At 65.5% G+C, this 26,230-nt stretch carries 27 protein-coding genes, 3 pseudogenes and 1 riboswitch; of the genes and pseudogenes, 14 read left to right on the top strand and 16 right to left on the bottom strand.

What is annotated here, in order from left to right; all coding sequences use genetic code 11:
• The first annotated feature begins 61 nt into the window (after positions 1-61).
• Positions 62-727 carry an Ivy family c-type lysozyme inhibitor gene (locus AC5P9C_RS14535; protein WP_343540912.1) on the top strand — a complete coding sequence of 222 codons (666 nt, stop codon included), beginning with the start codon at positions 62-64 and terminating at the stop codon, positions 725-727.
• 13 nt (positions 728-740) lie between these two features.
• On the opposite strand, the gene AC5P9C_RS14540 is transcribed toward AC5P9C_RS14535, so the two are convergent.
• Together AC5P9C_RS14540 and AC5P9C_RS14545 are read right to left on the bottom strand one after the other, a co-directional pair.
• Positions 741-1,115 (bottom strand): hypothetical protein, encoded by a 375-nt coding sequence (locus tag AC5P9C_RS14540; RefSeq protein ID WP_270952047.1) that lies wholly within the window; start codon positions 1,113-1,115, stop codon positions 741-743.
• A 490-nt stretch (positions 1,116-1,605) separates the two neighbouring features.
• On the bottom strand, positions 1,606-2,043 hold the full coding sequence (locus tag AC5P9C_RS14545) for a tautomerase family protein (RefSeq protein ID WP_057494011.1): 438 nt from the start codon (positions 2,041-2,043) through the stop codon (positions 1,606-1,608).
• Between the two features lie 96 nt (positions 2,044-2,139).
• Between AC5P9C_RS14545 and AC5P9C_RS14550 the strand changes: the two genes are divergently transcribed.
• On the top strand, positions 2,140-3,102 hold the full coding sequence (locus tag AC5P9C_RS14550) for a GlxA family transcriptional regulator (protein WP_103283210.1): 963 nt from the start codon (positions 2,140-2,142) through the stop codon (positions 3,100-3,102).
• Positions 3,103-3,149: 47 nt separating this feature from the next.
• Here AC5P9C_RS14550 and arsB read toward each other — a convergent pair whose 3' ends face one another.
• The 6 genes and pseudogenes from arsB to AC5P9C_RS14580 form a co-directional block, all read right to left on the bottom strand.
• Positions 3,150-4,181, bottom strand: coding sequence for an ACR3 family arsenite efflux transporter (gene arsB / locus AC5P9C_RS14555; RefSeq protein ID WP_343540917.1), 1,032 nt, complete (start codon positions 4,179-4,181; stop codon positions 3,150-3,152).
• Positions 4,182-4,194: 13 nt separating this feature from the next.
• Positions 4,195-4,698, bottom strand: a complete 504-nt coding sequence (locus AC5P9C_RS14560) for an arsenate reductase ArsC (protein ID WP_103283208.1) — start codon at positions 4,696-4,698, stop codon at positions 4,195-4,197.
• Between the two features lie 35 nt (positions 4,699-4,733).
• The gene (locus AC5P9C_RS14565) at positions 4,734-5,063 is read right to left on the bottom strand and encodes an ArsR/SmtB family transcription factor (protein WP_049465978.1); all 330 of its coding nucleotides are present in this window, start codon (positions 5,061-5,063) and stop codon (positions 4,734-4,736) included.
• A 296-nt stretch (positions 5,064-5,359) separates the two neighbouring features.
• Positions 5,360-6,052 (bottom strand): hypothetical protein, encoded by a 693-nt coding sequence (locus AC5P9C_RS14570; protein WP_049465980.1) that lies wholly within the window; start codon positions 6,050-6,052, stop codon positions 5,360-5,362.
• Positions 6,053-6,210: 158 nt separating this feature from the next.
• Positions 6,211-6,483, bottom strand: coding sequence for a hypothetical protein (locus AC5P9C_RS14575; protein ID WP_010487149.1), 273 nt, complete (start codon positions 6,481-6,483; stop codon positions 6,211-6,213).
• A gap of 211 nt (positions 6,484-6,694) precedes the next feature.
• Positions 6,695-6,991 (bottom strand): annotated as a pseudogene (locus AC5P9C_RS14580) (DUF2268 domain-containing putative Zn-dependent protease); the annotation flags it as partial.
• 481 nt (positions 6,992-7,472) lie between these two features.
• Here AC5P9C_RS14580 and AC5P9C_RS14585 point away from each other — a divergent pair.
• The 5 genes and pseudogenes from AC5P9C_RS14585 to AC5P9C_RS14605 form a co-directional block, all read left to right on the top strand.
• Entirely contained in the window at positions 7,473-7,751 is a 279-nt protein-coding gene (locus tag AC5P9C_RS14585) for a hypothetical protein (RefSeq protein ID WP_143025152.1), read from the top strand.
• Positions 7,752-7,935: 184 nt separating this feature from the next.
• The gene (locus AC5P9C_RS14590; protein ID WP_057494005.1) at positions 7,936-8,760 is read left to right on the top strand and encodes a hypothetical protein; all 825 of its coding nucleotides are present in this window, start codon (positions 7,936-7,938) and stop codon (positions 8,758-8,760) included.
• Positions 8,757-9,089: a hypothetical protein gene (locus tag AC5P9C_RS14595; RefSeq protein WP_343541156.1), complete on the top strand. Its 333-nt coding sequence runs from the start codon at positions 8,757-8,759 to the stop codon at positions 9,087-9,089. The genes AC5P9C_RS14590 and AC5P9C_RS14595 overlap by 4 nt, the downstream gene beginning before the upstream one ends.
• A gap of 95 nt (positions 9,090-9,184) precedes the next feature.
• Complete coding sequence (locus tag AC5P9C_RS14600; RefSeq protein ID WP_414615130.1) at positions 9,185-9,523, top strand: hypothetical protein; 339 nt, start codon at positions 9,185-9,187, stop codon at positions 9,521-9,523.
• Positions 9,524-10,119: 596 nt separating this feature from the next.
• Positions 10,120-10,623, top strand: a pseudogene (locus AC5P9C_RS14605) (IS3 family transposase); the annotation flags it as partial.
• Positions 10,624-11,683: 1,060 nt separating this feature from the next.
• On the opposite strand, the pseudogene AC5P9C_RS14610 reads toward AC5P9C_RS14605, so the two are convergent.
• Positions 11,684-11,957, bottom strand: a pseudogene (locus AC5P9C_RS14610) (transposase); the annotation flags it as partial.
• A 407-nt stretch (positions 11,958-12,364) separates the two neighbouring features.
• On the opposite strand from AC5P9C_RS14610, the gene AC5P9C_RS14615 reads away from it, so the two are divergent.
• From AC5P9C_RS14615 to AC5P9C_RS14640, 6 genes are all read left to right on the top strand, one after another.
• Positions 12,365-12,940, top strand: coding sequence for an OmpO family porin (locus AC5P9C_RS14615; protein ID WP_049465985.1), 576 nt, complete (start codon positions 12,365-12,367; stop codon positions 12,938-12,940).
• A gap of 125 nt (positions 12,941-13,065) precedes the next feature.
• Positions 13,066-13,833, top strand: a complete 768-nt coding sequence (locus tag AC5P9C_RS14620) for a helix-turn-helix transcriptional regulator (protein WP_329853880.1) — start codon at positions 13,066-13,068, stop codon at positions 13,831-13,833.
• Positions 13,834-13,901: 68 nt separating this feature from the next.
• On the top strand, positions 13,902-14,270 hold the full coding sequence (locus AC5P9C_RS14625; RefSeq protein WP_057494000.1) for a VOC family protein: 369 nt from the start codon (positions 13,902-13,904) through the stop codon (positions 14,268-14,270).
• Between the two features lie 59 nt (positions 14,271-14,329).
• A complete protein-coding gene (locus AC5P9C_RS14630; RefSeq protein WP_065428186.1) occupies positions 14,330-14,692 on the top strand; it encodes a hypothetical protein in 363 nt (120 codons plus the stop codon).
• A 91-nt stretch (positions 14,693-14,783) separates the two neighbouring features.
• The gene (locus AC5P9C_RS14635) at positions 14,784-15,758 is read left to right on the top strand and encodes a Dyp-type peroxidase (RefSeq protein WP_049465993.1); all 975 of its coding nucleotides are present in this window, start codon (positions 14,784-14,786) and stop codon (positions 15,756-15,758) included.
• A gap of 86 nt (positions 15,759-15,844) precedes the next feature.
• A complete protein-coding gene (locus tag AC5P9C_RS14640) occupies positions 15,845-16,261 on the top strand; it encodes a hypothetical protein (protein WP_343541152.1) in 417 nt (138 codons plus the stop codon).
• 59 nt (positions 16,262-16,320) lie between these two features.
• Here the strand turns inward: AC5P9C_RS14640 and pnuC are convergent, their stop codons facing one another.
• From pnuC to AC5P9C_RS14670, 6 genes are all read right to left on the bottom strand, one after another.
• Positions 16,321-16,890 (bottom strand): nicotinamide riboside transporter PnuC, encoded by a 570-nt coding sequence (gene pnuC, locus AC5P9C_RS14645; RefSeq protein ID WP_057494013.1) that lies wholly within the window; start codon positions 16,888-16,890, stop codon positions 16,321-16,323.
• 8 nt (positions 16,891-16,898) lie between these two features.
• Positions 16,899-19,088, bottom strand: a complete 2,190-nt coding sequence (locus AC5P9C_RS14650) for a TonB-dependent receptor (protein WP_343541150.1) — start codon at positions 19,086-19,088, stop codon at positions 16,899-16,901.
• A 70-nt stretch (positions 19,089-19,158) separates the two neighbouring features.
• A riboswitch (TPP riboswitch) is annotated at positions 19,159-19,254 on the bottom strand.
• Positions 19,255-19,363: 109 nt separating this feature from the next.
• Positions 19,364-20,488, bottom strand: a complete 1,125-nt coding sequence (locus tag AC5P9C_RS14655) for a phosphotransferase enzyme family protein (protein ID WP_343541148.1) — start codon at positions 20,486-20,488, stop codon at positions 19,364-19,366.
• Between the two features lie 125 nt (positions 20,489-20,613).
• Positions 20,614-21,021 (bottom strand): glycine zipper 2TM domain-containing protein, encoded by a 408-nt coding sequence (locus AC5P9C_RS14660; RefSeq protein ID WP_049416597.1) that lies wholly within the window; start codon positions 21,019-21,021, stop codon positions 20,614-20,616.
• A gap of 248 nt (positions 21,022-21,269) precedes the next feature.
• On the bottom strand, positions 21,270-21,407 hold the full coding sequence (locus AC5P9C_RS14665; protein ID WP_312580512.1) for a hypothetical protein: 138 nt from the start codon (positions 21,405-21,407) through the stop codon (positions 21,270-21,272).
• 83 nt (positions 21,408-21,490) lie between these two features.
• Complete coding sequence (locus AC5P9C_RS14670) at positions 21,491-22,129, bottom strand: response regulator (protein WP_049439268.1); 639 nt, start codon at positions 22,127-22,129, stop codon at positions 21,491-21,493.
• A 75-nt stretch (positions 22,130-22,204) separates the two neighbouring features.
• Here AC5P9C_RS14670 and AC5P9C_RS14675 point away from each other — a divergent pair, with 75 nt between their 5' ends.
• Positions 22,205-25,804, top strand: coding sequence for an ATP-binding protein (locus tag AC5P9C_RS14675; RefSeq protein WP_414615346.1), 3,600 nt, complete (start codon positions 22,205-22,207; stop codon positions 25,802-25,804).
• Here AC5P9C_RS14675 and AC5P9C_RS14680 read toward each other — a convergent pair.
• Entirely contained in the window at positions 25,798-26,196 is a 399-nt protein-coding gene (locus tag AC5P9C_RS14680) for a c-type cytochrome (RefSeq protein ID WP_053461842.1), read from the bottom strand. The two genes, AC5P9C_RS14675 and AC5P9C_RS14680, sit on opposite strands and share 7 nt — an antisense overlap.
• Positions 26,197-26,230 lie beyond the last annotated feature (34 nt).

Genomic DNA, 26,230 nt, shown 5'->3' on the forward strand with positions numbered 1-26,230 from the left:
ACCCGGCAGGTGCGCTGACCGCACCTGGCGTGGAACCCGAATGGATGGAACAGGACTGGGAATGAAGATTCGAATCACAGGGATGGCACTGACGGTCGCATTGCTGGCGGCCTGCGGGCAGGCACCCGCACCGGCCGCAGCACCGGCGGCACCGGCACCGACTGCCGAAGCACCTGCGGCCACGGCCACGGCGGTCGAGAAGGAACCGTCCATCGAAGACGGCGTGGACCCCGCGGTGTGGGACAACGAAGGCGAACCGGAAGACCCGAGCGCCGGCGGCGAACTCACCTGCGCGGACAATCCGCTGGCGACCCACTTCTTCACCCTGGTCGGCGGCAACACCGTGGACGACTGCGGTCGCAAGGACCCGAAGGTGCTGGCGGCCTTCAACACCCTGATGAAGGACACGGCGGCAGCCGAATCCAGCGACAAGGAGATTCCCTCGCTGCACCAACGGCTGTTGAGCGGCCCCAGCGGGCCCGGCGAGCGGGTGGTGCTGCAGGGCGAGCCGTGGTGGTTCTACACCGCCTGCCAGGCCCACGACTGCCCCGGCACCGCGTTGGCGATGCTGTATTCGCCGGCGGAAGCGAAGATGGTCGGCCGTCTTACCGCGCGCTGCCGTGTGTGGTGGCTGGGCGAACCGACGGCGGAACAACGTGCGCAGATCGAACAGCGCCAGCCACTGCAGGATGCCGCGTTGAAGGAAGACAGCGCGCTTTGCGAGTGAGGTGGTGCCCGCGTCATCCTTCGGGCTGCATGCGCGCGCTGGCCTGTGCGTTCATGGTCAGGCACGCCAGGATCAGCCCTTCCATCACCCGGTCGCCCACGTACTCCGCCTCCGCGCCGTTCTGACGCACGCGCTCGGCCGCCAGCAGCAGCTCCAACGTCACGCGTTGGCCGGCCAGTGCACAGTCCGCATCGGCCAGCGCCATGCAACGGCCCGGCATCTGGTGACGCTCCGGCCAGGGTTGGCCATCGGCGGCCGCGCCTTTGCCGATGCGGTGAAGCGTGGCGATGAAGGCGTTCGGATCGGCCGCAGGCGCGTGCTCTGGCAACTCACCGGCATTGGCGGGCGAGTGATGCGGATGCAGGCGCGGGAAGTCCGGTGATGTCATGGCAGTGCTCCGTGCAGGACAGACGGTAGCCGCCACACAAAGGTGGCGGGCGGAGACGTGGCTCGAAAACCGGGAGATCACGAACAAGACCGGCAGGCGCAAGGCCTCCACGCTCCGCCCGCCATAGCCGGCAGACGGAATGCCAGCCGGCGCCACGCGGGGTGACGCCGGCTGGCAAGCGCAAACAACGTTCGTGATCTAACGGGTTTTCGAGGCCCGGCCACCGATTTTCCGGTGGCCCGCCATCTGTACGCGTGTCGCGGCGCAGTGCCAATCAGAACAGTTGCATTCAATGCTTGATCAAAGACGCTTTCGGCATTCTTGCACGCGGTTAAGCCGTCGCAGACGCAGGCGCCGCAACGGCCACAGCGGCATGAGGAATATGCGACACGGGTCGGAGTTGACGACGTTGCCCACCAACGCCCCACCAAGCCGATGGCGACAGGGCGCAAGCGGAGCGTGATCGAGCGTCGGCAGCGGCCTGCGACGATTACGCCTGCATGTGCGCATAACCGGCCACGGCCGCGAACCTGGCCAGGTTCCACAGCTCGCCGTTTGCGCCCCAGGTCCCATCGGCGACGTCGCTGACGGTGATCGATACGGCAAGGCGGCGCGACTCCGGATGCGCCAGTGCACCGACGATCGCATCGTGCACCGCCCGTGCGTAGCGCGTGCGTCGCTCAGCATCAAGCACGCCTGCGGGTGCCAGCACCTGTACCAGCACCGGGACGAACGTCTCGAAGGTGTCCTCGTCGCCACAGCGCCAGTGAGCGACCGGCTCATGGAGCACCCAGCAGAGCCGGCGCTGGTGGGGCAGCGGTCCCAGTCCGCTGCACGCGATGGCCGCCTGCTCGACAGCGGACAGCATCGCGCGGCATTGCGACGTGGTGAATGCGCCGGCAGGCGTCTTGATCTGGAGAGTCGGCATCAGTGGTGCTCCGTGGGGGAAAGGAAGCGTCATTGGACGCCCCCGCGAGTACCGACTGAAGTGGCCGATCTGCCATCTTTGACGCACAATCGGCCAATGCACGATTTCACACTCGTCGTTCCCGCGGGCGCTTTTGGCTCCAGCGTTGCACTCACCCTCGATGTGCTCGCTACCGCAGCGAAGCTTGCACCGCGAGCCGGGGTGATGCCTCCCCGATGGCGGGTCTGTGGCGTTGACGCCGGTGCCCTGCGTCTGGCGGGCGGATTGCAGGTCGACGTGGCGCAGCTGCCGGACCGGGCCACCCGACGCGAATGCTGGATCCTGCCAGGGCTGGATGTGGACGACGCGGATCAGTTGGCGGCGCGCCTGGCGCAGGATGACGTGCCTGTGCTGGCGGCCGCGCTGCGCCGCCATGTGCAGTCCGGCGGGCGCATTGCTGCCTCCTGCTCCTCGGTGTTCCTGCTGAATGCGGCAGGACTGCTTTCCGGTCGCAGCGTTACCACCACATGGTGGCTGTCGCCAGCGTTGCGCCGCGTTGCACCGGCGGCGTCGGTTGAAGCCGACCGCATGGTGATCGAGTCGGGCGCGTTGATGACCGCCGGCGCCGCATTCGCACATCTGGACCTGATGCTGCACGTGCTGCGGCAGCGCTTCGGCGATGCGCTGGCGTCTGCGGTGGGACAGGCGCTGCTGGTGGACCGCCGGCATCTTCAGTCACGCTACGCGACGCCGGCGCTGATGGCACCGCAAAGCGAGCTGATCGCTCGGCTTTCCTCACATATCGAGCGGTCAATGCCTGGAGCTATCACCGTTGCGGATCTGGCCACCTACGCCAACACGTCGATCCGCACGCTCAACCGGCAGGTCACGCGGCTGCTCGGCCACGGGCCGCAGGCATTGATCCAGTCAATACGGCTCAACCGCGCGCGAGTCCTGCTGGCGCAAGGCACGTTGCCGGTGGACGAGGTCGCCGCCCAGGTTGGACTGGGCGACGCGGCGGCATTGCGCAGGCTGCTGCGCAGGCGGATGGACGTTACGCCCAGCCAGATACGGGGCTGACGCGACGCCAGTATCTCCGCGCGGCCTGGCCCAGCGCGTCCGTTCCATCACTGCGGGCTGCGCTTCTCATACCAGGCTTGAGTACGGTTCACGATCCGGACCACGGACAGCATGACCGGCACCTCGATCAGTACGCCAACCACCGTCGCCAGCGCCGCCCCCGAATGCACGCCGAACAGTCCTACTGCCGTGGCAACCGCCAGCTCGAAGAAGTTGCTGGCCCCGATCAGCGCTGACGGGGCGGCCACGCAGTGCGCCACGCCCAAGCGGCGGTTGAGCAGGTAGGCCAGGCCTGAAGTGAAGTAGACCTGGATCAGGATCGGCACTGCAATCAGTGCGATCACCAGCGGTTGCTTCACGATCTGCTGGCCCTGGAACCCGAACAGCACCACCAGCGTCAGCAGCAGCGCGGACAGGGACAGCGGCCCCAACCTTCGAAGCGCACCCTGAAGGCCCGCCTCGCCGCGGCGCGAAAGGATCCAGTGCCGCAGCAGCGAAGCCATCAGCACCGGCGCCACGATGTAGAGACCCACCGACAACAGCAGCGTGTCCCACGGCACAGTGATCGCCGACAGGCCCAGCAACAGTGCAACCACCGGTGCGTATGCGACCACCATGATCGCGTCGTTCAACGCCACCTGGCTCAGGGTGAAGTTGGCATCACCGCGGCACAGGTTGCTCCAGACGAACACCATGGCGGTGCAGGGCGCGGCCGCCAGCAGAATCAGCCCGGCGATGTAGCTGTCGATCTGTGCTGCGGGCAGCCAGTCCGCGAAGGCATGGCGCAGGAACAGCCAACCCAGCAGCGCCATCGAGAACGGCTTGACCGCCCAGTTGATGAACAGTGTTACCCCGATGCCCTTCCAGTGCTGCTGCAACTGGCGCATCGCGCGGAAGTCGACCTTCAGCAGCATCGGGATGATCATCAGCCAGATCAGCGCGGCAACCGGCAGGTTGACCTTGGCGACTTCGGCGGACGCCAGCACCGTGAAAGCACCGGGCAGGACGTGGCCCAGCAGCGTGCCCATCGCAATGCACAGCACAACCCACAGCGTCAGGTGTCGCTCGAACAGACTCATGGCAGTGGCACCGTCACTGCGCGCCGTCGGTCGGCAGCAGTTGGCCGATCCGATCCAGCGCGTCCTGCAGCGCTTCGCGTTCGGACCACACCGATTCGGGCAGTGCGAGCAGCGCACGCAGGCGCGTTTTCACGATGGCGTGGGCCAGCGCAAAGGCTGCGGCCTTGTCGGCGTCGCTGCCCGTCACAGCAGCCGGATCGGGCAGGCCCCAGTGGCTGCGGATGAAGTCACCGAACACCACCGGGCAGGCTTCGGCAGCGGCCGCGTCACACACGGTGATCACCAGGTCCATCGGGGCTGCATCCACGAATTCGTCCCATGATTTGCTGCGCAGCCCGTCAATGGGCATTCCTTCGCCCTGCAGCTGGGCCAGCGCGAATGGATTGACCTGGCCGGCAGGCTGGCTGCCGGCGCTGAACGCGGTGAAGCGATCACCGCCCCAGGCGCGCAGGGTGGCTTCGGCAAGCACGCTGCGGGCGCTGTTGCCGGTGCAGACGAACAGGACATTGCGGGTCATGGAGCAATTGCCTTGAGGGAGGGCGTTGCGTGGGTTCAGCACCCGCACGCGGGGGCGCCGGGCGTGCATTGCCCTGTCGGCGAGCCCGCGCAGCAGTTGTGCGTCAGGTACTCGATCAAGCCGTTCATCGCATTGAAGTTGGCGCGATAGCAGACATGCCGACCCTGGCTTTCGCTCTCTACCAGGCCGGCCTGCACCAGCTCCTTCAGATGGAAGCTGAGCGTGGCCGGCGGCACCTGCAGGGCGGTGCCGATATCGCCAGCCATGCGTCCGGCGGGGCCGGCCTCCACCAGCAGGCGGAAGGCGGCGAGTCGGGTCGCGTGACCGAGGGCGGTCAGCGCGCTGATTGCGTTCGATGTTTCCATATTTCTAGAATAATCGAACAAATGAGCCGCCCGCAAGTGCCGGCCTGCCGCAGCACGGCGCCGTCACTTGCGCGTCCAGGAAACAGATCCGTAGGCATGCAGCGGACGGCACACCAGGCGGCACTCTGGCAGCGATGCAGGTGAGCGGCGGTTCGACAGGAATTCGATGGCGACGGGCGATTGCAGCCCTCGCCTTTCACCTGCGGGCGGTGGAGGGGATGGCGGTGCTGGCCAGGCGCTCGCTGCTGAGGCGAGGCCGGGCGGACGGTCTGGTGGACCGGTACAGCGAGCGCGCGCTACTTGCTCGCGCGCCGCGCGCCCTTCTCGTCGGCGTCCTTCGCATCGCCACGGCTCTGCGCGAACTCCGGGAACGTCTTCGCGATCGAATCCTTGTCCGGCAGGATGTAGAACACACCGCCCTTTTCGAACGTGGACTGCACGATCTGCTCGTAGAACGTCGGCGAGACGTTGATGCAGCCGTGGGTGACGCGGTTGTCGTCCGGCGTGGGCGATGCCAACCGCTCGGCGCGCTTTTCTTTCGGGCTGCCCGGCGGCAGCGGGTGCAGCGAAACGGCGGAATCATAGTCCACCCACAGCACGCGCCCGGCATCGTCGGAGGGGCCGTAGCCGCCAATGAAGCGGCCGGCAGGCGTGGTGCGGTCGTGGCCGGGAATCGCGCTCAGTGCGAGCTTTGCGACGCCGGGTGCGGAGTGGTCGCCGATGGCCGAACCGAACAGTGCCGGTGCCGCGCCACGCAGCTTTCCCTCACCGCTGAAGATCAGCACCTGCGCCGCCGCCTTGTCCATGACCGCAAACGGATAGCCCTGGTTGTCCTTGCTGGCAACGACCCAGCCGGCAAGTTCGATCACGGTTTCGGACACGTTCTGGTCGGGCGGCAGTTCATCGATGGCGGCGACGCGTTGGGCCGGTACGTCGTCCTTCGCGTCCTTTGCGTTGGCTACGCCACTGCACGCAACCGCCAGCGCCATGGCCAGAGTGGCGTGCAGGGCGCGGCGTGCAGGGGAGGAGGAAGTACGAATGGGACGGCTCCTTGCAATGCAGATCTGTGGTGGAAGGACGCCAGTGGCCGGCGAAGGCCACTGGTTCCCGGTACAGATGTGGATCAATTCAAACGGTGAGGGAGCGGTTACCCGCGCGGCTTGCGGCCGGCAGGTGCCCTTTCAAGCTGCTGCACGCGGCCTTCGATCTGGTCCAGGCGCTGGTTGGCCTGCTGTGCGGACTGGTTGGCGGATTCAGCGCTCTGTGCGGCGCCCTGCACCTTTACATCGAGCTGGTCGAGGCGCGAGTTGATCGTTGCAAACTCGTTCTTGTAAGAGGCGCAAGCGCCAAGGCTCACGGTGGCGATGAGCGCTACAGCAAGCGCGCGGGCCGTCTTCATGTGTTGCGGGTTCAGGTTCATTGCACTCCCTCCTTCGTCTGGGGAAGCTGGAATATAGCGGCGTTTGTTCCCGGCGCTACCAAGCGCTTTCAGCTGGAATTTGACTACGTGGAAGGGCTGTGAAGTCCGCCTGTGACCCAACATTAACAAGCGGGATCAGGCGAGCTGGTCTGCGTCGGCCGAGCGCCTTGCGCCTATTCAAGATCGCCAATTCATCAGTATGAAGCCGAACTCACGGGCGCTGGATTCTCGAGCGTGTTGCAGCGGTGCACGCAGGCACCCATCCACTTGCCTCAAGCAGCGCATTGGCCGTCGCGGGCCGTACATCCAGCAGCTCCGCAATCGCCTTCGACCTGTCGGACGCGCGGGAGACATAGTCGCGGGCGATGCGGTAGCCGATCCAGTAGCCGAGATCCCCGCGCCGAGCGTCATCGCCAGGCCCGTTGTACAGCCACTGCGATAGATCGGTGCCCCTGCTGTCCTGCACGAAGGCGCGCTCCAGCGCGCATTCGCGGCCGTGCGCCCAACGAACCTTGGAAACGCGCAGCGTGCGGACGCTGCGCCAGCATCCTCTGGACCGAACGCGGATGAGACGGTCATCGATGTCCAAATGAGACGCTTGACCGCAGAGGGACACGGCGTTCAGAGACATGGATCGCAACTGACCAGGGTCCAGCTCTACACTCGAGTTGTCGAAGGCTTAGATCCTATGACCGGGACCAGGGTGGACGGCGTTCACGGTGGCCAACATGCTTACGCTGCGCACGCGACGCAATTTACTAGCGACGCCGCATATGTGACTGCCGAAAGCTATGTTTGGCGATGACTTCAGAGATCACGTGTATAGCGTCACCAGATATGGAGCAAAGAACAATCCGTTAGGAGCCGGTCGTGCGCAATTTTCTAACGATGCGTACGTTGTTGCGCGATATAACAGGGGCTCGTCTGGTGTTTGGGCGTTCAATACAATGTTCCCTGAGCCGTGATGACTTTTAGGCGAGGATAGTGGAATGAGTGGTTTGCCTGATCCGTTGAAAAGAGCGCTTAGGAATTTCTGTCACGTCGAATGGGTTGAAGTGCGCGAGCTTCGCGATCTTATAAAGGAAGGGCGTATTGGATACGACGTCAAACTACTTGAGGACCAAATGGATCATTATGTAGAGTCGGGAGATCTCCCGGTTGAGGAGATCAACAAGTTGACTTCAAACGAATTTGAGTCCCCTGAGGAGGCGGCTGAATGGCTGACCAAGATCAGGAATGTCGTGTTCCGTGGTGAGCCGTGGTCCTGAGGTTGACGCAAGGGTCCTTTAGTTAAAAGACGTCGGCTCGCCGGGGAGTCGTATGGAGCAAAGGGGCTGTCTGATGAGTTTCTGGACAGCCTCTTCGTGCGAAAGCTGGGTGGCTACCCGCAACTATAACCTTCCGGCGCCGGGGCGTGCGGACGGGAACTACTTGCGTAGCTATGCAACGGTGATGGGCGACATCACCCGGCCGGCTTGGAATGCATGGACGGCACAGAACGCAGAGAACCTCCGTGCCCAGGGCTACGGGGCAGGCGCGATACGGGACCGTAACGTGGTACAGGGCCGGGATGACATGCGTGATCTTCGGGCGATGGGCCGATTCGTGGAGGGAGGCGTCAAGGGGCTGATCAATGATCTAGCGGCCACCGCGCAGATGGGCAGTCTGGCAATGGCCTATCGTTGGGCCACGGGTACAGAGGTATGGCAGCCGTTCGAGTTGAACGGATCAGTTGAGAAGGCAGGCGCGATCAGTTTCGGCGTTGCAAGCATCTTCGTGGGTGGGGCGGGAACCGCTGCGCGATCCACCCGTATGTTGCCCAACCCTGGAGCGCTGGAGCGCGTAGCGCCGCATGCCATCTCGGACCTGCGTCTAGTTGCAAAACCTGAAAAGGGCATGATCGTCTACCGCGCATTGACTGCCCAGGATGCTGCGGCTCTGAAGAGCGGGACTGGTTTGATCGCCAAGGCTCCTGACGGTACTTGGACTGCGGCCGAACATGTGGCAAACCAGGGTGTGGGCGAGGGTGGTGCTGCTATGAATAGCCCTTGGATATCGACAACGAAGAAGCTTGAGGTCGCTCGAGCTTACGATAGTGGGCATGGGATAGTCGCCATTGACCTTGGCAAGGCGGATACTGCCCACGTCGAAGTATGGAAAACTGCTCCCCGGGTGAACGGAAGGGCAGGCCTCCCGTGTCATAGGTCGATCTGGGCCCAGGAGGTCACTGTTTTCCAGAGCATTCCTGAACGGGCGATCATCGGAGCAATAGAGTGAATGAAATTGAAGAGCAACTGGAATTGAGTTCCGATAGATTTATTGTTGACTTGCAATCATCTGGGTATTTGAACGAAACAGAGTTTTCTAGAGTGGATTTACTCACCCGGGAACTCGCCACCCTTTGGAAGGGCCAGGCAATGCTTCCGAAGCAGACGCTTCACACAATTCAAGCGGTGATAAAGGCACTCAAAGCAGAGGCTCCGCACTTATCAGAAAGATCGGATAACGTTCTTGCAAAGGCGCGTGCAATTGAGTTTACATTCGATCTTATCCTGCTTGGGGAAGATCATTCGGATCGGGTTCCGGGCACTCCTAGAATTATCTAGATTGGAAGAGAGGGCGATAAGTGCTTGTACAGTCAGTCAACAGTGACCTAACCATTGAAGTAGATGGATTCGAGCTCGCAGAGCCAGATCGCCATATGATGGCGTGGATCAGGCGAGGCCCTGACTTTCCTGCTTTCGTTGTGAATGACGTCGAAGCGGAGCTGTCCGCTCAAGACGTGGGCGCCAGGTTGCTGTCTTTGACTCTTCTTTCAAAGCCAGACATCGAAACAGGTCTACGACAATTGTCCACCGATCCCATGCACGGTGTCGTAACTGCGATGACCCTCCGTTTCCCGGTGGAGCTGAGGGTTGTGTCAGGAACTGGAGATGCTTGGGTGCTTGGGGTAGATGCGGTCTATCGTGCGGCGAACATGGATGCTCCGGATCGCTTTAGCTTGCAGTTCGATTTCAATGTTATTAGCAGTAGGATGTGATCATTGGGGAGTGGGCGCTGACTCTGCCGACCGTGCATGTATCCGGCGATGAGCGGGCCAACCACGACTTCATGCACTACTGGGGCTACGCCCGCAAATACACCTTCCGGCACCCGCGCGTGCGGACGGGAACTACTTGCGTAGCTATGCAACGGTGATGGGGCAACGGTGATGGGCGACATCACCCGGCCGGCTTGGAATGCATGGGCCGCACAGAACGCAGAGAACCTCCGTGCCCAGAGCTACGGGGCAGGCGTGAGTCGACAGCAGGGCTTGATCTATAGGCGCGATGACGCTCGCGACCTCGTAGCCGGCGGGAAGTACGTTGGTGCCATTGGCAAAGCGGCGATCAACGATGTAGCGGCGCTGATTCAGTTGTCGCCTCAGGCGTTCGCCTTCCGTGCCGTTACTGGCACGGAAGCATGGCAACCCTTTGAGATGAAGGGCGCGCTTAACGAAGCGGGTGAGATCACGTTCCAGGCAGGAAGCCTGTTACTCGCTGCAGGAGAGATACCCTCGCTTGCAAGGGGCGCGAAGGCGCTCTTTGACTTGGCAGTGGGGCGCCTTGCTCCAGAGATCTCCCGCTTAGGAGGGGGACTGCAGAGTCTGCAGTCACGTCTCTGCGTAGCCTCGATATCACGTATGTCCCTACCCGCCAGGGATGGCTGCATCTGGCCGTGGTCATCAGCGTCCAGACCCGGCAGGTGCTGGGCTACAGCGTTTCCAAGCGTCTGACTGAAGAGCTGGCGGTGAAAGCATTTGCCAATGCTTGGGCTCTGCATCCACAACGACCCGGCCTGATCTTCCATTCAGATCGTGGTGGGCAGTACTGGGGAAACGAGTTTCGCCAGCTGCTGCAGTCCCATGGCGTGGTCCAAAGCATGAGCCGGCCTGGCAATTGCTGGGACAACGCGGTGGCCGAGAGCTTCTTTGCGACGCTCAAGACAGAAGAGGCTGCCGAGCCTTACGCCAGTAGAGAACAAGCCAGCCAGTCCATCGCTGCTTACGTCCACGGCTTCTACAATCCAGCCCGGCTACACTCGGCGCTGGGCTACCACTCGCCTAACAACTACGCCCGGCAGCTCCGGACTGCCGCCTGAAACGGCTTCATGGCGTCCGTTTTCAGGGGGCCAGATCAGGACACCTTTAAAGTCACCCTCGACTCTGGTCACATTCGCCCTGCCACCACATCATGGGATACGGGTTCCACCCCCGTTTCCACGGACGATCGGGTAAGAGTCGAAAGGCTGATCTTTGGCATCAAGCCTTCGCTGGATGAGCGGGGCGTGTAACCGCCCGATGTAATCGAGTGCATCCGCCGTAGATTCGGCCAGCTTCAGGTATCGGCGTCGGTAGACACGCTCACGCTGGAGCTTCCCGAAGGAGCATTCGGTGGCTGCATTGTCAAAGCAGTGGCCGACGTTGCTCTACTGTTGATGCGGTGGTCTCTCAGGAAATGCTGGCACTCGCTGCTATTGAACGGCATGCCGCGATGGGAGTGCAGGATCACCTCACTGCAATTCGGTTGTTGCCAGCGTGCCATCATCACCGCTATCAGGACCAGATGCCAATCCTGCACTGGCGCCATCGACCAGCGGACGACCTTGCCTGAGCAAAAAACAAGCACCGGACACAGGTACAACCAGATTTCGCCGGTTCTCAGGTAGCGGGGGTACAGCACCTACTCTGTGTTGGGCTCGTTTGCTGTGAAGTCGCGTGCCAGATGGTTGCGCACGAAGGCCGCGCGCAGAACCGAGGGCTTGTGTCGTTAGTGTCGACGACGCGGAACTCCAGCCAGCCCGTCAGCCGTCACGAACCGGGCGGCCCGGTTGAGGCTGGCCGTCTCGCCTGCTTAGCCCAACGCCTCATGCATGCGCGGCGCGTTCATCACGCCATTACTGGACGCGTGGTGCGCACGGATCTTGGCCAGCAATCGGATATTGCCCTGTGCACGGACTCTGGGGTGTCTAGGTCGCCAGTCATGGAAGCCGCTGGACGACACCTTCAGGCATCGGCGCATCTGCCGGATCGGATACCTGTTGCGGTGGCGCTCGGTCGCCTCTTATCTCAGAACGATTCCTTGGCAAAGAACAGTGCCTCATCGCGCAATGAATCTCGCTCCGTCGTTACCCGCGCCAGGATGTCGCAGTCTGGGCAACGCCGCGGCCCTTTCAGTACGTCGCGCGCCTCAGTCAGGCGTTTGATCCCAGCCTTCATGCGTCTGACCTGACCTCGGCTGAGTCCATTGAAGATCGCAAGATCACCCCTCCGCCGTTCCCGCCAGCCGTCCGCCTTTGGCCTTCCGGAGCCATCTCGTGCAGGCTATGGGAAGAGACAACAAGCCGTTTGGCAATCTCCGCAACTGCGAAGCCCTTTCGGTCACCTGCTTGATCGCCTCGGCCTTGAACTCATCTTTGTACTGCTTGCTCGCCATAGGTACTGCTCTCGTCACCGCTGATTACGGCTCTGAGTTGTCTACGAAATCCTGCCAGTCCTGATCCTATGATCCGAGCGTGACCACCAGACCTTTCCAGTCTGCTTCGCCGAGCTGGCCGAGAGGAGACTAGCGAGTTGCAGACTCTGAGCAGGGTTCGCCTTTGTCCTCATGATCTGTGGAGATGATTGCTCCCATCAGTGGCGCGATCGGCACGTGCTACGGGAGCGTAGCTACGTGCCGCTCAGCGAGTTCCCTGAACGGCAGCCTTATTTATACACCAGTCAGTTCAATATTCAGGGTCGATTGGCCCCCCTAACGGATAATTCACACCTGTCGACCGCCTCTTCTCTCTCCCCCTCCCGGGAGGCGGCCGACGAAACCAAAATAATGAAAGGTGTGTCCCGATGAACAAGAATTCGCTGCTCGCCCTGGGTCTTCTGGCTGCTCTGCCGTTCGCTGCATCGGCAACCGATGGCCTGTCGTACAACTACGTTGAAGGCGGCTACGTGAACACCGATGCCAAGGGCGGCGACGCCGACGGCTGGAAGGTGAAGGGTTCGGTGGCGGTGCACCCGAACTTCCACATCTTCGGCGACTACAGCGCGCAGGAGACCGACACGTTCAAGAATGACGTCGACCAGTGGCGCATCGGTGCCGGCTACAACTACGGCATCGCACCGAACACCGACCTGGTCGCCCGCGTCGCGTACCAGAAGTTCGACATGAAGCACGGCCTGGACTTCAACGGTTACTCGACCGAAGTCGGCGTGCGCACCGCGTTCAACCCGTACGTGGAAGGCTACGTGATGGCCGGCTACGAGGACTACACCAAGAAGCACGGCATCAACCCGGACGGCGAGTTCTACGGCCGCGTCGGCGCCACCGCCAAGTTCAACCAGAACTGGGGCCTGAGTGGCGAAGTGAAGCTGGCCAAGGCCGGCGACCGCGAGTGGTTCGTGGGCCCGCGCTTCACCTGGTAACAAACGCCTGTCGTTAGTGCGTGTTGTGCTGGCGTGTGACTCTCTCTCTCTCTCCCACACGCCAACCGAAGCCCGGCCTCGCGCCGGGCTTCACTTTTATGGGCTCCGGGGCGCCACAATGTCGCATGGGCGATTCCCCCTCTCTCGCAGGTACCGGCACGGCCTATCAGGAGCATCTGCCACCTGGCTCGCTGCGTGGCCACTTCGGCCAGCTTTGGCAGAGCCAGCTTCCTGCCGATGCCGATGGGCACATCACCGTATTGCCCGATGGCTGCGTGGATATCCTCTGGCGCGACGGTGCGTTGTTCGTGGTCGGCCCGGACCGCGTGGCCGCGCACCCGGCGCTGGCACCCGGTGCACAGGTGCTGGGCGCACGCTTCCGTCCCGGCCAGGCATTGGCCGCGCTGGGCCTGCCTTTGGCCGGGATCATCGGCCAGGCCGTGCCACTGGCTGATCTGAAGGGCACGTGGGTGAACAAGGCTGCGGCCTCCATCGGCGACACCGCGCCAGCACTGCGCCTGCAGCGCATGGCGCACTGCCTGCAGCAGCATATGGGTGTGTCCGCGCTCGATACTTCGGCGCAGCGTGCACATGTCCTGTTCCGGGCGCTCGCCGCGGGTGACGCCACGCTGGATACGCTGGCGGCGCACTTGAGCCTGAGCCCGCGCAGCCTGCGGCGTTTCAGCCAGTCGCAGTTCGGCTACGGCGCCAAGACGCTGGAGCGTATCCTGCGCCTGCAACGGTTTCTTCGTCACAGTCGCGCGCTGCCGCAGCACTCGCTGGCGATGCTGGCCGCCGATGCCGGCTATGCCGACCAGGCCCATCTCAGCCGTGACGCTCGCGAACTGGCTGGCATGACCGCCAGCGAACTGCGCCTGGAGTGGGGGCAATGATGGCCGTTTTGTTCAAGACCCGCCGGCTGCACTGACCGACGCTGGGGCTCCCTCAACGGAGCCATGCCATGAGCCATGCTGCTACCCACGATGCCGAACGCCGCATCGACAACATTGAATTCAACGTCGCCGACATCGCCCGCAGCAAGCGCTTCTATGGCGAGGTGTTCGGCTGGCAGTTCACCGACTACGGCGTGGCCTATACCGAGTTCGACGACGGCCGCCTGAAAGGTGGCTTCGTGGCCGACGCGCAGGTGCGTGCCCATGGGGGACCGCTGGTGATCCTCTACTGCGCGGACCTGGCCGATGCAGAGCGGCGCGTGGTTGCCGCCGGTGGTGAGGTGGTGCAGGCCGTGTTCGCCTTCCCCGGCGGCCGCCGCTTCCACTTCCGCGATCTGGACGGCTACGAGCTGGCGGTCTGGAGTGACGTGGATTGATCCTGCCTATGCCCGTCGTGGAGCGGGCATACTGGGACCGAGCCAGGCAGAGTTCCCGCATGCAGATCCCCATTTCCGCATATGTGCAGCAGGCCGACGGCAGCACCGTGCAGGTAGCGGTTCTGGACGCTGGCGTGCTTGCGGCGCTGCATGCCCTCGGCTTCCAGGGACAGGCCCCCACCTTGCGTGCTGAAGTGGGCGACGACATCAGCAAAGCTCGTTTGTTCGCTGCCCTGCGTGATCTTGGTGTAGCGTTTGCGGCCGGTCGCGAATGGAGTCCGGTCGAGGTATTTGGCTGGCTCTGCGACCATGGCTTGCTCGAAGGCCCGTATCTGCGCATCGCCTGGACCGATCCACAACGCTACGTAGTCTGCAGCGTCATGGCGCTCTCTCAAGCACAAGCGGCATCGACCGCGAACTGAGAACCGCTCCGTCCCCGGTCTGGCGGTTCCGCTATGATCGCCCGCACATCGCCACGCGCGATGCGCCCGCCTCAAGCCCGCAGGAACCGCCGTGAACTCCCAGCCCGCACCGATCACCGCCCTCAACCACACGCTCGACAACGAGCCGCAGCAGATCACCGCGCCACTGACCCATTCGGCGGCGTTCCTGGTGTTGAAGGTGAAGGATGACGAGGCGTCGATCGCCAGGGCACGCGAGGTGCTGGCGAGCACCGATGACCTGATCAAAAACACCGCCATCCGCGAGATCGAGCGTACCTTCACCTGCAACGTGGCCATCGGCCACCGCGTGTGGCAGCCGCTGGTGGGCTCCACGCCGCCGCGCGAGCTGAAGCCGTTCCGCGAGATCAAGGGCGCCACCCACACCGCCGTGTCCACGCCCGGTGACCTGCTGTACCACATCCGGGCGCGCACCATGGACCTGATCGTGGCGTTCGAGCGCAATCTGCTGATGGCCTTCGGCGATGCCGTTGAAGCGGTCGATGACGTGGCCGGGTTCCGCTATTTCGATGGCCGCGACCTGCTCGATTTCGTCGACGGCACCGCCAACCCGGAAGGGCTGTCGCTGCCGGAAGCCACGATCGTAGGTGACGAGGATCCGGACCACGCAGGCGGCAGCTACGTGGTGGTGCAGAAGTACCTGCACAACCTTGACGCCTGGCGCGCGCAGAAGACCGAGGCGCAGGAAGCGATCATCGGCCGCACCAAGCACGACAACATCGAGCTGGACGACGCGCCGGCCGATGCGCAGAAGTCGCACAAGACGCTGTGCACCATCGAGGATGCCGACGGCGAGCACGAGATCCTGCGCGACAACATGCCGTTCGCCAACCCGGGCCGCGGCGAGTACGGCACCTACTTCATCGGCTACACCCGCCGCCTGTGGGTGATCGAGAAGATGCTCGAGCGCATGTTCATCGGCAATCCCGCGCCACTGCACGACCGCATCCTCGACTTCTCCACCGCCACCACCGGCGTGACCTTCTTCGCGCCCTCGCGCAAGGTGCTGGCCGACCTGGGCGAGTGATCGCGCCGGGCCATCACCGGCCGCCATCTGCCTGTCATCTAGGGCGCCGACCATGGCGCGCTGGATGGGAGTGCAGGAGGCAGGCGATGGTCATGGCAGGGAACAGGACCGGCATGCGCCGCTGGTGGCGGCATCTGGCTGCAGTGCTCGGCGCGTTGGCACTGGGGAGTGCCAGCGTTTCCGCGCAGGAAGCCCCTGCGCACTGGATGGCCTACGCCGCCTCCGTGGGAGGCCAGCTGCAGCAGCGCCTGCAGCAGGAGCACGATCCGCAGGCGCAGCGTGTACTGGAATGGCTGGAGGCGCACCCGGACACGCCGATGCCACTGCCGGTAAGCCTGTGGATCGCCGCGGACGGCCGCATTTCGAAACTGGAGTTCGACAGCCTGGGTGATGCCCAGGTCGATGCCGACCTGCGCGCGACGCTGCAGGCTGCGCCGTTGCAGGCGGCCCCACCGGCCGACATGCGCCAGCCGCTGCGCCTGGGTTTGGCCCTGAGCCCGTAGATCCACGCCATGTGTGGATGGCGCGCCGATTGCCCGCAACAGCCACGCATGGCGTGGCTCTACTGCGTTGCCACCTGTGGCTCGCGCGCGGCCGCGCTCCATGCGCGCAGGCCGAACACGGCCAGGCCGAGGAAGAACACATACAGCGCGGCGGTCACGTGCAGCGACTTGAACAGGTACGCGCCGACGTAGACCACGTCCACCGCGATCCACACCCACCAGCAGGCCACGTGACGGCGCGCCTGCCACCACTGGCCGACCAGGCTCAGCGCGGTCAGCATCGCATCCAGCCAGGGCAGCGCGGCATCGGTGAAGGTGTGCATGGCCGCGCCCAGCGCCACGCCACCACACAGGCCGATGGCCAGGTCGCGCAGCAGCGTGCTACGCGCCAGCGGCACGATGCGGATGCTGCCCTCGTCGGCCGCGTGCTGGCGCCAGTTCAGCCAGCCGTAGACCAGGAAGCCACCAAAGGCGACCTGCAGCAGCGTGTCCGAGTACAGCTTGGCCTCGGCGAACACCAGGCCATACAGAGCCACCGACAGCAGGCCCACCGGCCACGCCGACAACCGGCGGCGGGCCATCAGCCAGACGCCGAGGATGCTGCACAGCGCGGCGCTCCACTCGAGCATCACGCTGCTCACAACGCGAACGTCACCGACAGGCGGGCCTGTCGCGGTGCGCCGGGGAACAGGTAGTAGTCACCGCCGCTGCTGCCGGTATCACGCCAGTAGAAGCGGTTGAACACGTTGTCCACCGACAGGTTCCAGGTCACCGCACGCTCGTGCAGGCGATGCTGGAAGCGCAGGCCCGCATCGAATACCGAGTAGTCCGGTGCGCGCACGCCGCCGTCGGCACGCGCCACGTTGGCACCGGCATAGCGCCAGCCGCCGGTGACATCCAGGCCCTGCACGAACGGCAGCGCGTAGGCCAGGTGCACGCTGGCGCGCAGCTTCGGCACGTTCACCAGCTGATGGCCTTCATAGGCCGGCGTGCCGGTGTCGCGCGCGCGCGCCTGCAGCACGCTGGCGCTGGCCACGATCTGCAGTGCGTCGGTCAGCTGCCCGTTGGCGGTCAGCTCCAGGCCAGTGTGGGTCTGCGTGCCTTCCTCGACGAAGGTGTAGCCGACGTCGCTGCTGTCCGGCTTGGCGTACTGGTACGGCTGCGAGATGCGGAACACCGCCGCGCCCAGCGTCAGCGCCTCGACCGGCACGTACTTCACGCCCACTTCCAGCTGCCGCGACTGCACCGACGGCAGGAAGGTGTCGGCGTTGCTGGTCCAGAACGGCGCCTCCTGGCCCAGCGAAATGCCGCGCACGTAGCTGGCATAGGCATTGAGCTGGTCGGTGGCCTTCCACACCACTGCGGTCTGCGGCAGGAAACGCGACAGGCGGCTGTGCCGCTGCGGCGTACCACGCTTGTCGTAGGCACGCTCGTCCAGGCGCACGAAGCGACCGCCGGCCAACCACTGCCAGTCATCACCGAAGCTGATCCGGTCCAGCGCGAAGAACGCGGTCTGGCGGCTGTCCAGGCGTCGTGCGGACGGGCCCGGCATCTTCGGCGACGGCTCGAATACCGGCACCGGCGCATCGTGGATGTTGGTGGTGCCGACGTACTCGTTGACGCTCGGGCGCCTGTCCACGGTGCGGCGGAAGTAGTCGGCACCGACGGTCAGCTGGTGGCCGACGCTGCCGGTCTGGAAGCGCCCGCGCAGCTCGGCACGGGCCTGCTGGTTGCGGCGGGTGTCGTCCGGGCTGCGGTAGTCGTAGACGTCATAGTCGCCGTTCGGCGCGAAGTAATTGCCCGGCACGCTGCCATCGGCGCACTGCGTGGCGTAGTAGCAGCCGTAGGCGAAGGCGACGTTGTCATCGATCACCGAGCGGCTGTGGCCGACCGAGACGCGCGACTGCCAGGCGTCATTGAAATCGTAGGTGTGCAGGGCGGTGATGTTGGTGCTGGCGATGTCCACCGGGCGCTGCCACGGCTGGTAACCCAGCAGGTGTTCGCGGTCGACACCGCGCGGCAGGTCGCGCGCGCCCAGCAGCTGGTAGCCGGACACCGAACGCTGCGCGCTGGTCTGGTAGTTCGCATCCACCTCCAGCTTGCCGCGTTCGCCGATCAACCAGTCGGCGGCCAGCGCGTAGAAGTTGCGGCGGCCATCGGCGTGCTCGACATAGGAATGGCTGGAATCCCACGCGGCATTCAGGCGCAGGCCGAAACGCGGGGTGATCCAATGACCGACGTCGACAGCGGCGTAGCGCGATCCTTCCGAATCGGTGCCGAGCGTGGCGGTGCGCACCTCGGCCGGGCGCTTGCCGATGTAGTTGATGATCCCGCCCGGCGCCATCACGCCTGCCGCCAGCCCGGCTTCACCCTTGAGGATCTCCACCGACTGCACGTTCTCCAGCGCCAGGCGTTGTTCGCCGGCGATGGACAGCCCGTTGAAGCGGTAGCCGGTGGCCGCGTCCAGTGCGAAGCCGCGGATGGCGATGTTCTGGTAGTAGCCCACCGGCGCGTAGGCATCACCCAGCGAGGCATCGTTGCTGGCCAGCTCGGACAGCGAGCGCACCTGGCGGCGGTCGAGGTAATCGCGCTCGAGCACGTTCACCGACGCCGGCGTGTCCTTCCACGAACCGCCGCCGAAGGCATTCACGCGCGAGGTATCGGCCTTCGCTTTGCCCGCCTCCACGCGCACCGCCGCCAGTTCGGTCGGCGAACCTTCGGCGCCGCGGGCAGCCGCATCGGGGGACGACTCGGCCTCGCTGGCGTGCAGCGGCAGCGCGGCGCAGAGGGCGAGGGAGAGCAGGGTGGGGCGCAGGCAGCGGTTCATTCGATTCGTCTTCGGACAACAAGGGAGACGAAGCGACGGCGCGCAGGTGCACCGGCCCATGATGGGGGTGTGGCTGCGGCTCAAAGCTCCCTACGCCGGTGCAAACCGGATCAGGTTCCAAGGGACTCTCTCAGCCTGGCAGATCCAGGCACCCCCGCTTCAGGTCACCATTTCACTACAAATGGTACGGATTTGCGAGCGGGCGTCCTTCAGGCTGCCGGGTCAGATCCCTTTCCGCAGGAAAGGGATCTGACCCCAACGGTGTCCCAACCGGGTCACGCGGCGGCGTGCAGGGCCTGCAGCAGTGCCTGCCCCGGGGCGGTATGGAACCACGCCGGATGGCCCAGCATGAAAGGCTGCCAGGCCACGTCGGCATTCGCGGTCGAGCCGGTGATGCCCTCGAAGTACTCCACTTCGGACAGTGCGAAGTCGAAATGGACCATGGGCAGCAGGTCGGCCAGCAGGTGCGCGCGTGCCGCCGACAGCGGCAGCACCTGGCGATAGCCCTCGAGCAGCGCCAGCGCGATGTCGAGGCGCACGGCCTCGCTGCCGCGTTCCAGTTCCAGCCACGCCACCGCGTTGCGCTCGATCGCGGTGGCGAGGTCGAACAGTGCGCTGGTGGGCGAAGCCAGGCCGAAATCCAGCACGGTGCTGACCTGCCCGTCGCGCCACAGCAGGTTGGAGACATGCCAGTCGTTATGCGCCCAGAGCCGTGGCTCGGCGCGCAGGCGCTCGGCCAGCCCGGCGTGCCACGGCAGTACGTCGCGCTGCAGCTGCGCCTCCCAGGGAATGCGCGCGAGATAGCGGGCCAGCCCGGGACGCTCATGCAGTCCTGCCTTGATCGCCGCGATCGGATCGTCGGCGCGGATCAGATCATCGCGCGCGACCAGCAGATGGGTGCTGCGCTGGGGCGCATGGTAGCTGGCGGCGGCACGGTGCAGCTGTGCGAGTGCGCGCCCGGCTTCGCGGGCCTGGGCGACATCGGTCAGCAGCGACCACGACACCGCGTCGCGGTACAGGTCATCGCCCACGCCGACGGCGTGCAGTTCAAAGGTCCACTCGCCGTGCTCGACGGCGGTGCGGCCATCGGCCGCTGGCAGCACCTGCACCACCGGTACGCCCGCCGCAGCGAGATGGGCGATGAAATGGTGTTCTTCTTCCAGGCACGTCGCGCTGCGCACGCTGTGGTGATGGCGCTTGACGAACACCGCCCCGTTCGCGCCGCTGACGATGGCGGCAGCCGACAGCGGCCGCGGGCTGTGCCAGCGCGGCTGACTGCCGCTGTCCAGCTGCGGGTAGCGCTGGCGCAGCCACGCGATGTCCGCCGCGCTGATCGGTGGCCAGTCGGCAGCCACCTCGTCGTTGTTGAGGCCCTGCACGCGGTGGGAGGAAGACGTCATGCCGCAGCCCGAGAGGGGAAAGTCACATCCAAGGCTGCGCATTCAACGCCATGAGCGCCACCAACGCAAACGGGCGGGTCACCGACCCGCCCGTCCGTACAGCGGCATCGAGGATGCCGCGCTGCTTACCAGCCGCGATGGCGGCCGCGGTCGTGGTAGTAGCGGTTGTCATAGTAACGCTCACGCTGCCAGCGGCGGTCGTCGCCGCGGTCGTAGTAACCGCTGCGGTAGTAGCCACGATCGTAGCGGCGGTCGTAGCGGTTGTCGTAGTAGCGATTGTCGTAATAACGACGGTCGCGGCGGTCGGAGGTGGTCAGATTGCCGATCGCGCCGCCGGCCACGGCACCACCGACGGTGGCGGCAGGATCACCGTTGGAGAGCAGGTTGCCGGCCACGCCACCGACCACGGCGCCGACCAGGGTGCGCTTGTCCTTCCTCGACATCGCGCTGGCATCGCTGACCACGGCGACACCGGCCACCAGTGCCAGCGCCATCGCCAGACCACGGAAGCTGAGTGTGGAAGTACTGAGCATGATTCGTTCTCCTGTGAGGTGCATGCCACGCTGGGCAGGGAGGGCGCGGGGCGCCCCGGCTGCCGTGATGTCCACGCTGGCGTTCCAACATTGCCGGAACATTGCCTGGTCCACCGTGCGGCTTGCGCATTCATCTAGCGGCAGGTGGCATGAAGCAAGGCTGAAAGCGGCCTCGGCCGCTCAGCTGGCAGAAAGGGAAAAGGCCACGCGGAGATGGCCCCTCCCTTCTCTGCCAAGGCGTTGGCATGTCAGACGCCCATCGCCTTCTGGGCCTGCCGCGCCGGCTCCCGCGGGGTCTCCTGCTGCGGCTGCAGCACGTCAGGCGCGCCCTGCACCGCACCGCTGCTGAGCGCCAGGCCCTGCCCGCTGGCGGCCCGCATCTCCACGGCGACGCGGCTGGGGGCCGGACATGCGCCGGTCAATTCCTTCGACCTCGCATTGCTGTCCGGGCGATTATGTGAATCGCGTCTCAGATTTTCCCGTCACGCAGGTAGTCGAACAATTCGGCATCGCCCTTCAACCCCAGCTTGAGCATCGCATCGCCCTTCTGCCGGCTGATGGTGCTGACGCTCTTGTGCAGCAGCAGCGAGATCTCCTTCACTGTCATGCCGGTGCCGAGCAGGCGCAGCACCTCCACCTCGCGCGGGGACAGCGGCTTGCCGTCGCCCTCGCGCATGCGCCAGCTGCCGGCTGCCTCCACCCGCTCGCGCAGGCTGCGGCTGATGTAGGGCTGGCCGCGGTAGACCGCCTGGATCGCCTGCGGCAGCTCGTCCATCGACGAACTCTTGTCGACCAGGCCGAGCACACCACTGTCGAGCACCATGCGCAGGATCGCCAGGTTGCTGGAAACGCTGAGCATCAGCACCGGCAGGTCCGGGTGGCGGCGCCGGATCATGCCGATCATGGCGAAGCCATCGGCCTGCGGGCTGCCCGGCATGGAGTAGTCGGTGACCAGCAGGTCGCAGGGCTGGTTGGCGAGCAGGGTCATCAGTGCCTGCGCGCTGTCGGCCTCGCCGACCACGCGGCCCACGCCACTGGACTCGATGACGGCGCGGGTACCGATGCGGACCACCGGGTGATCGTCTGCGATGATGATGCGCAAGCTCATGCTCTAGTATGGCCATCGGGCACGCCGGACCGCGACCATCGCGGTCCCTGGCAGGATTCTAGGAGATCGACGCAGATGCGTAGGTGGGCTGTTCGCGGGCTGCTCCTGCTGCTGGCGGTGCTGGCCCTGCCCGTGGCCCAGGCACAGCCGGTCCCTGGGCTGCTGCCGCTCAGCCCGTTGCAGCGCGAATACCTGGTGGCGCATCCGACCATCGTTGTCGGGCAGTATGACAGCGGTTGGCCGCCCTTCGAGTCCCTCCGTGACGGCCAGCAGGTGGGTCTGGGACCGGACTACCTGTCGCATCTTGCACGCCAGCTCGGCATGAAGGTCGAGGCGCGCCGCTATCCCGACTGGACATCCGTGCTGGATGCGGCATGCCGTGGCGAGATCGACGTGGTGATGAATGTCGGTCTCAGTGCCGACCGCACCCGCTGCATGGTCTATACCGCGGCCTACAGTGAGGCGCCGCTCGCCCTGGTGGGCCGGCCCGATGACCTGCGTGCCTCCGACATGCCGGACCTGGATGGGCTGAGGGTCGTGATCGAGCAGGATTTCCTGACCGGTCCGCAGGTGCGCGCCCGATTCCCGCGTGCCCGCCAGCTTGTCGCAAGCGACACGTTGAGCGCGTTGCAGATGGTCATAGACGACAAGGCCGACGTCTACATCGGCAATGCATTTGTCGCCACCGAGCTGATTGCCAGCCGGCGCCTGCAGGGCGTGGCGCTGCTGCGGCCGAGCGACCTGCCCCCTGAGCGGCTGCACTTCGGCATTCCCAACAGCAAGCAACCCCTGGCCGAAGCCCTGGACCTGGCGCTGGCGGCCACCAGCCAGGCCCAGCGCGATGCCCTGGCACAACGCTGGTTGTCACCGCCGCACTGGTCGGCATCGGCGCAGCTGGCGCTGAGCCAGGCCGAGAAGCGCGTGCTGGAGCAGCCGCTGAAGATCGGTTTCGCCCCGAATGCCGCGCCGCTGTCGTTCACCGGCGAGGATGGCCGGCCCAGCGGCCTGGCCAGCGAATACCTGCAGCGCCTGATGCAGGCCGGTGCCAACCTGCAGGTCGAGGACAGCCACGACTGGTACGAGGTACGCGAGAAGGCCCGCCGCGGTGAGCTGCAGGCGGTGATGGGCATTCCTGTCGATTCACGTTACCTGGGCCCGGACTGGGTGTTCAGCCAGCCCTTCATCAGCGTGCCGAACGTGATTGTGGTCAGGAGCGATGGCGAGTCGCTGCTGGACCTGGCTGACCTGCAGGGCAAGCGCGTGCTGCTGTCCGACCCGGAGCGTGTGCGCGGCTACGTGCTGCAGCAGGCACCGCAGGCGCGGATCATCGCTGCACGCAGCGTCGAACAGTCACTGCAGCGCCTGCTCGATGGCGAAGCCGATGCGTACATCGGCAACCTTGCCGTGGTGGATCACCTGCTGCGCAGCCGTTTCCCGGGGCGGCTGCAGGTGGCGGCACCGGCCGGCTTCAACGACCAGCTGGTGCTGGCCGTGGATCGCCGCCACGCGGCGCTGGCCACCACCTTCGATCGCCTGCTGCTGCAGATGACCCCACGCAAGCGCGAGGCCCTGCGCAACGCCTGGCTGGGGGTGGAGTACCGCAACGGTGTCGATTGGAGCAACGTGCTGCGGTGGGGCGTGCCGGTGCTGCTGGTGCTGCTGACCGCGCTGCTGGTGCATGGCGTCGGCCATTGGCGCCTGCGCCGTGAGGTGGCAGGACGCCGCCAGCTGGAGCAGCGCCTGGCCGAGGTGACCGACAACCTGCCGGCGGTGGTCTACCAGGCACGTCGCGATGCCGATGGCACGCTCAGTTTCCCGTTCATTGCCGGCGACCTGCCGGCGTTGTTCGGTATCACCCGGCAGCAGGCCGAGCAGGATGCGAAGCTGCTGCTGGAACGCATCGAGCAGGACGACCGCGCGCACATCCTGCATTCCATCGAACAGGCCGCGCGCCAGTTCGCACCGTTGGTCCTGGAGTTCCGCCTGCGCAGCGATGAGGAAGGCACGCGCTGGGTGCGCAGCCAGGCCCACCCCTATGCCGCCGAAGAGGGCGCGGTGATCTGGAGCGGCTACTGGGTGGATGTGACCGAAGCGCGGATGCAGGCCGATGCGCTGGCGGCGGCGAAGGCAGAGGCCGAGCAGGCTGCGGAAGCCAAATCGCGTTTCCTGGCCACGATGAGCCACGAGATCCGCACGCCCATGAGTGGCGTGCTGGGCATGCTGGAGGTGCTGGCGCACTCGCCGCTGGACAGCGAGCAGCAGCGCATCCTCGGCGTGATCGAGGATTCGGCGCAGATGCTGCGGCAGATCCTCGACGACATCCTCGATTACTCGCGGCTGGAAGCAGGTGCATTGCGCCTGGAGCCGGTGCCGCAACCGCTGCGGCCCCTGCTGGAAAGCGTGTGCCGCCTGCTGTCCGCGCAGGCCAGCGCGCGTGGCCTGGCGCTGCACGTGCAGATCGATCCCGATCTGGCGCCGGCCCACGAAGTGGACGGCGTACGGCTGCGCCAGATCGTGTTCAACCTGCTCAGCAATGCCATCAAGTTCACCAGCCAGGGCGAGGTGCGCCTGCAGCTGGAGGTGCTGGGGCCGACCAGCGAGGACGGTGTGCAGCCGCTGTGCCTGAGCGTGACCGACACCGGCATGGGCATCGCACCGGAACAACTGCAGCACCTGTTCGCGCCATTCACCCAGGCCGGCGCCTACATCCAGCGTGACCACGGCGGCACCGGCCTGGGCCTGAGCATCTGCCAGCGCCTGGTGCAGATGATGCAGGGCGAACTGACCCTGCACAGCACGCTGGGCGAAGGCACGCGCGCCGAAGTGCGGGTCTCGCTGGTCGAGGCCGGCAGCGAGGACGCGGCGGCGCTGCTGGCCGAGCAGGACCAGACCGCGCTGCTGCCCGCCGCGTTGCGCCAGGCGCGGGTGCTGGTGATCGAGGATCACCCGACCAACCAGGCGATGATGGCGTGGCGGCTGCAGCAACTGGGCGTGCCCTATGTGCTGCTGGGCGACGGCCAGCAGGCGCTGGACCGCTTGTCATCAGAGTCCTTCGACCTGGTCATTACCGACTGCCGCATGCCGGTACTCGACGGGTTTGGGTTCACCCGCCTGCTGCGCGAACGCGAGGGTCGTACCGGGCAGCCGCGACTGACGGTGCTGGCATTGACCGCCAGCGTGCTGGACGACGATGCGCGCCGCTGCCGCGAGGCAGGCATGGACGAGGTGCTGGCCAAGCCGCTGTCGCTGGCCACGCTGCGCACCGCGCTGCTGCGCTGGCTGCCGCAGGCGCAGGGCCAGTCGTTCGACGCGGCCGTACAGGAGGACGCCGCCGACGACGGTGATGCGGTGCCTGACCTGGCCACCCTGCAGCAGCGCTACGGTTCGCGTGCGGTGGCCGAACAGCTGCGCGACAGTCTGCTGCAGGCCAGTGAGGGCGACCTCGCGGCCGTGCTGCGCGCCGTGCAGGCCGGTGACCGCGAGACCGCGGCGCGGCACCTGCATCGCCAGGCCGGCGGCCTCGGGGCGATCGGAGCGACGGCACTGGCCGGGCAGGCCAACGCGCTGGTCGAGCGCCTGCAGGATGCGGGCGGGACCGACCCGGCACCGTTGTTCGCAGCCGTCACGGCGTTCGTGGCCCGGCTGCAGCATCAGCTGCAGCGACTGGCTCACTGAGCCGACTGCTGTTGCAGGTAGGCGATCACCAGCGCGCGGCGTTCGGGGCTGGGGAAGGCGTTGTACATGCGGGTGCCGGGCACCACGTGGGTGGGCGACTGCAGGAAGGCATCCAGGGTCTGCGCGGTCCAGGTGATGTCGGCGCGGCGCATGCCCTCGGAATAGCCGTAGTCGGGCAGGCTGCCGGCGCGGCGGCCGATCACGCCGTGCAGGTTCGGCCCGAAGCGGTGGATGCCGCCGGGCTGCACGGTGTGGCAGCCGGCGCACAGTTCGAACGCGCGCTGCATGGCCTGCTGCCGGGCCTGTTCGGGCGTGGCCGCTGGCGCAGGCGGGCGCTGGCAGGCCGTGGCAAGCAGGGCCCAGGCAAGGGCGGTGAGCAGGGAGACACGCATGGCCGGGCAGGATAGCGGTGCGCTGCAGTGGCCG

It is taken from the genome of Stenotrophomonas sp. YJH_SMC_10 (assembly GCF_059371555.1).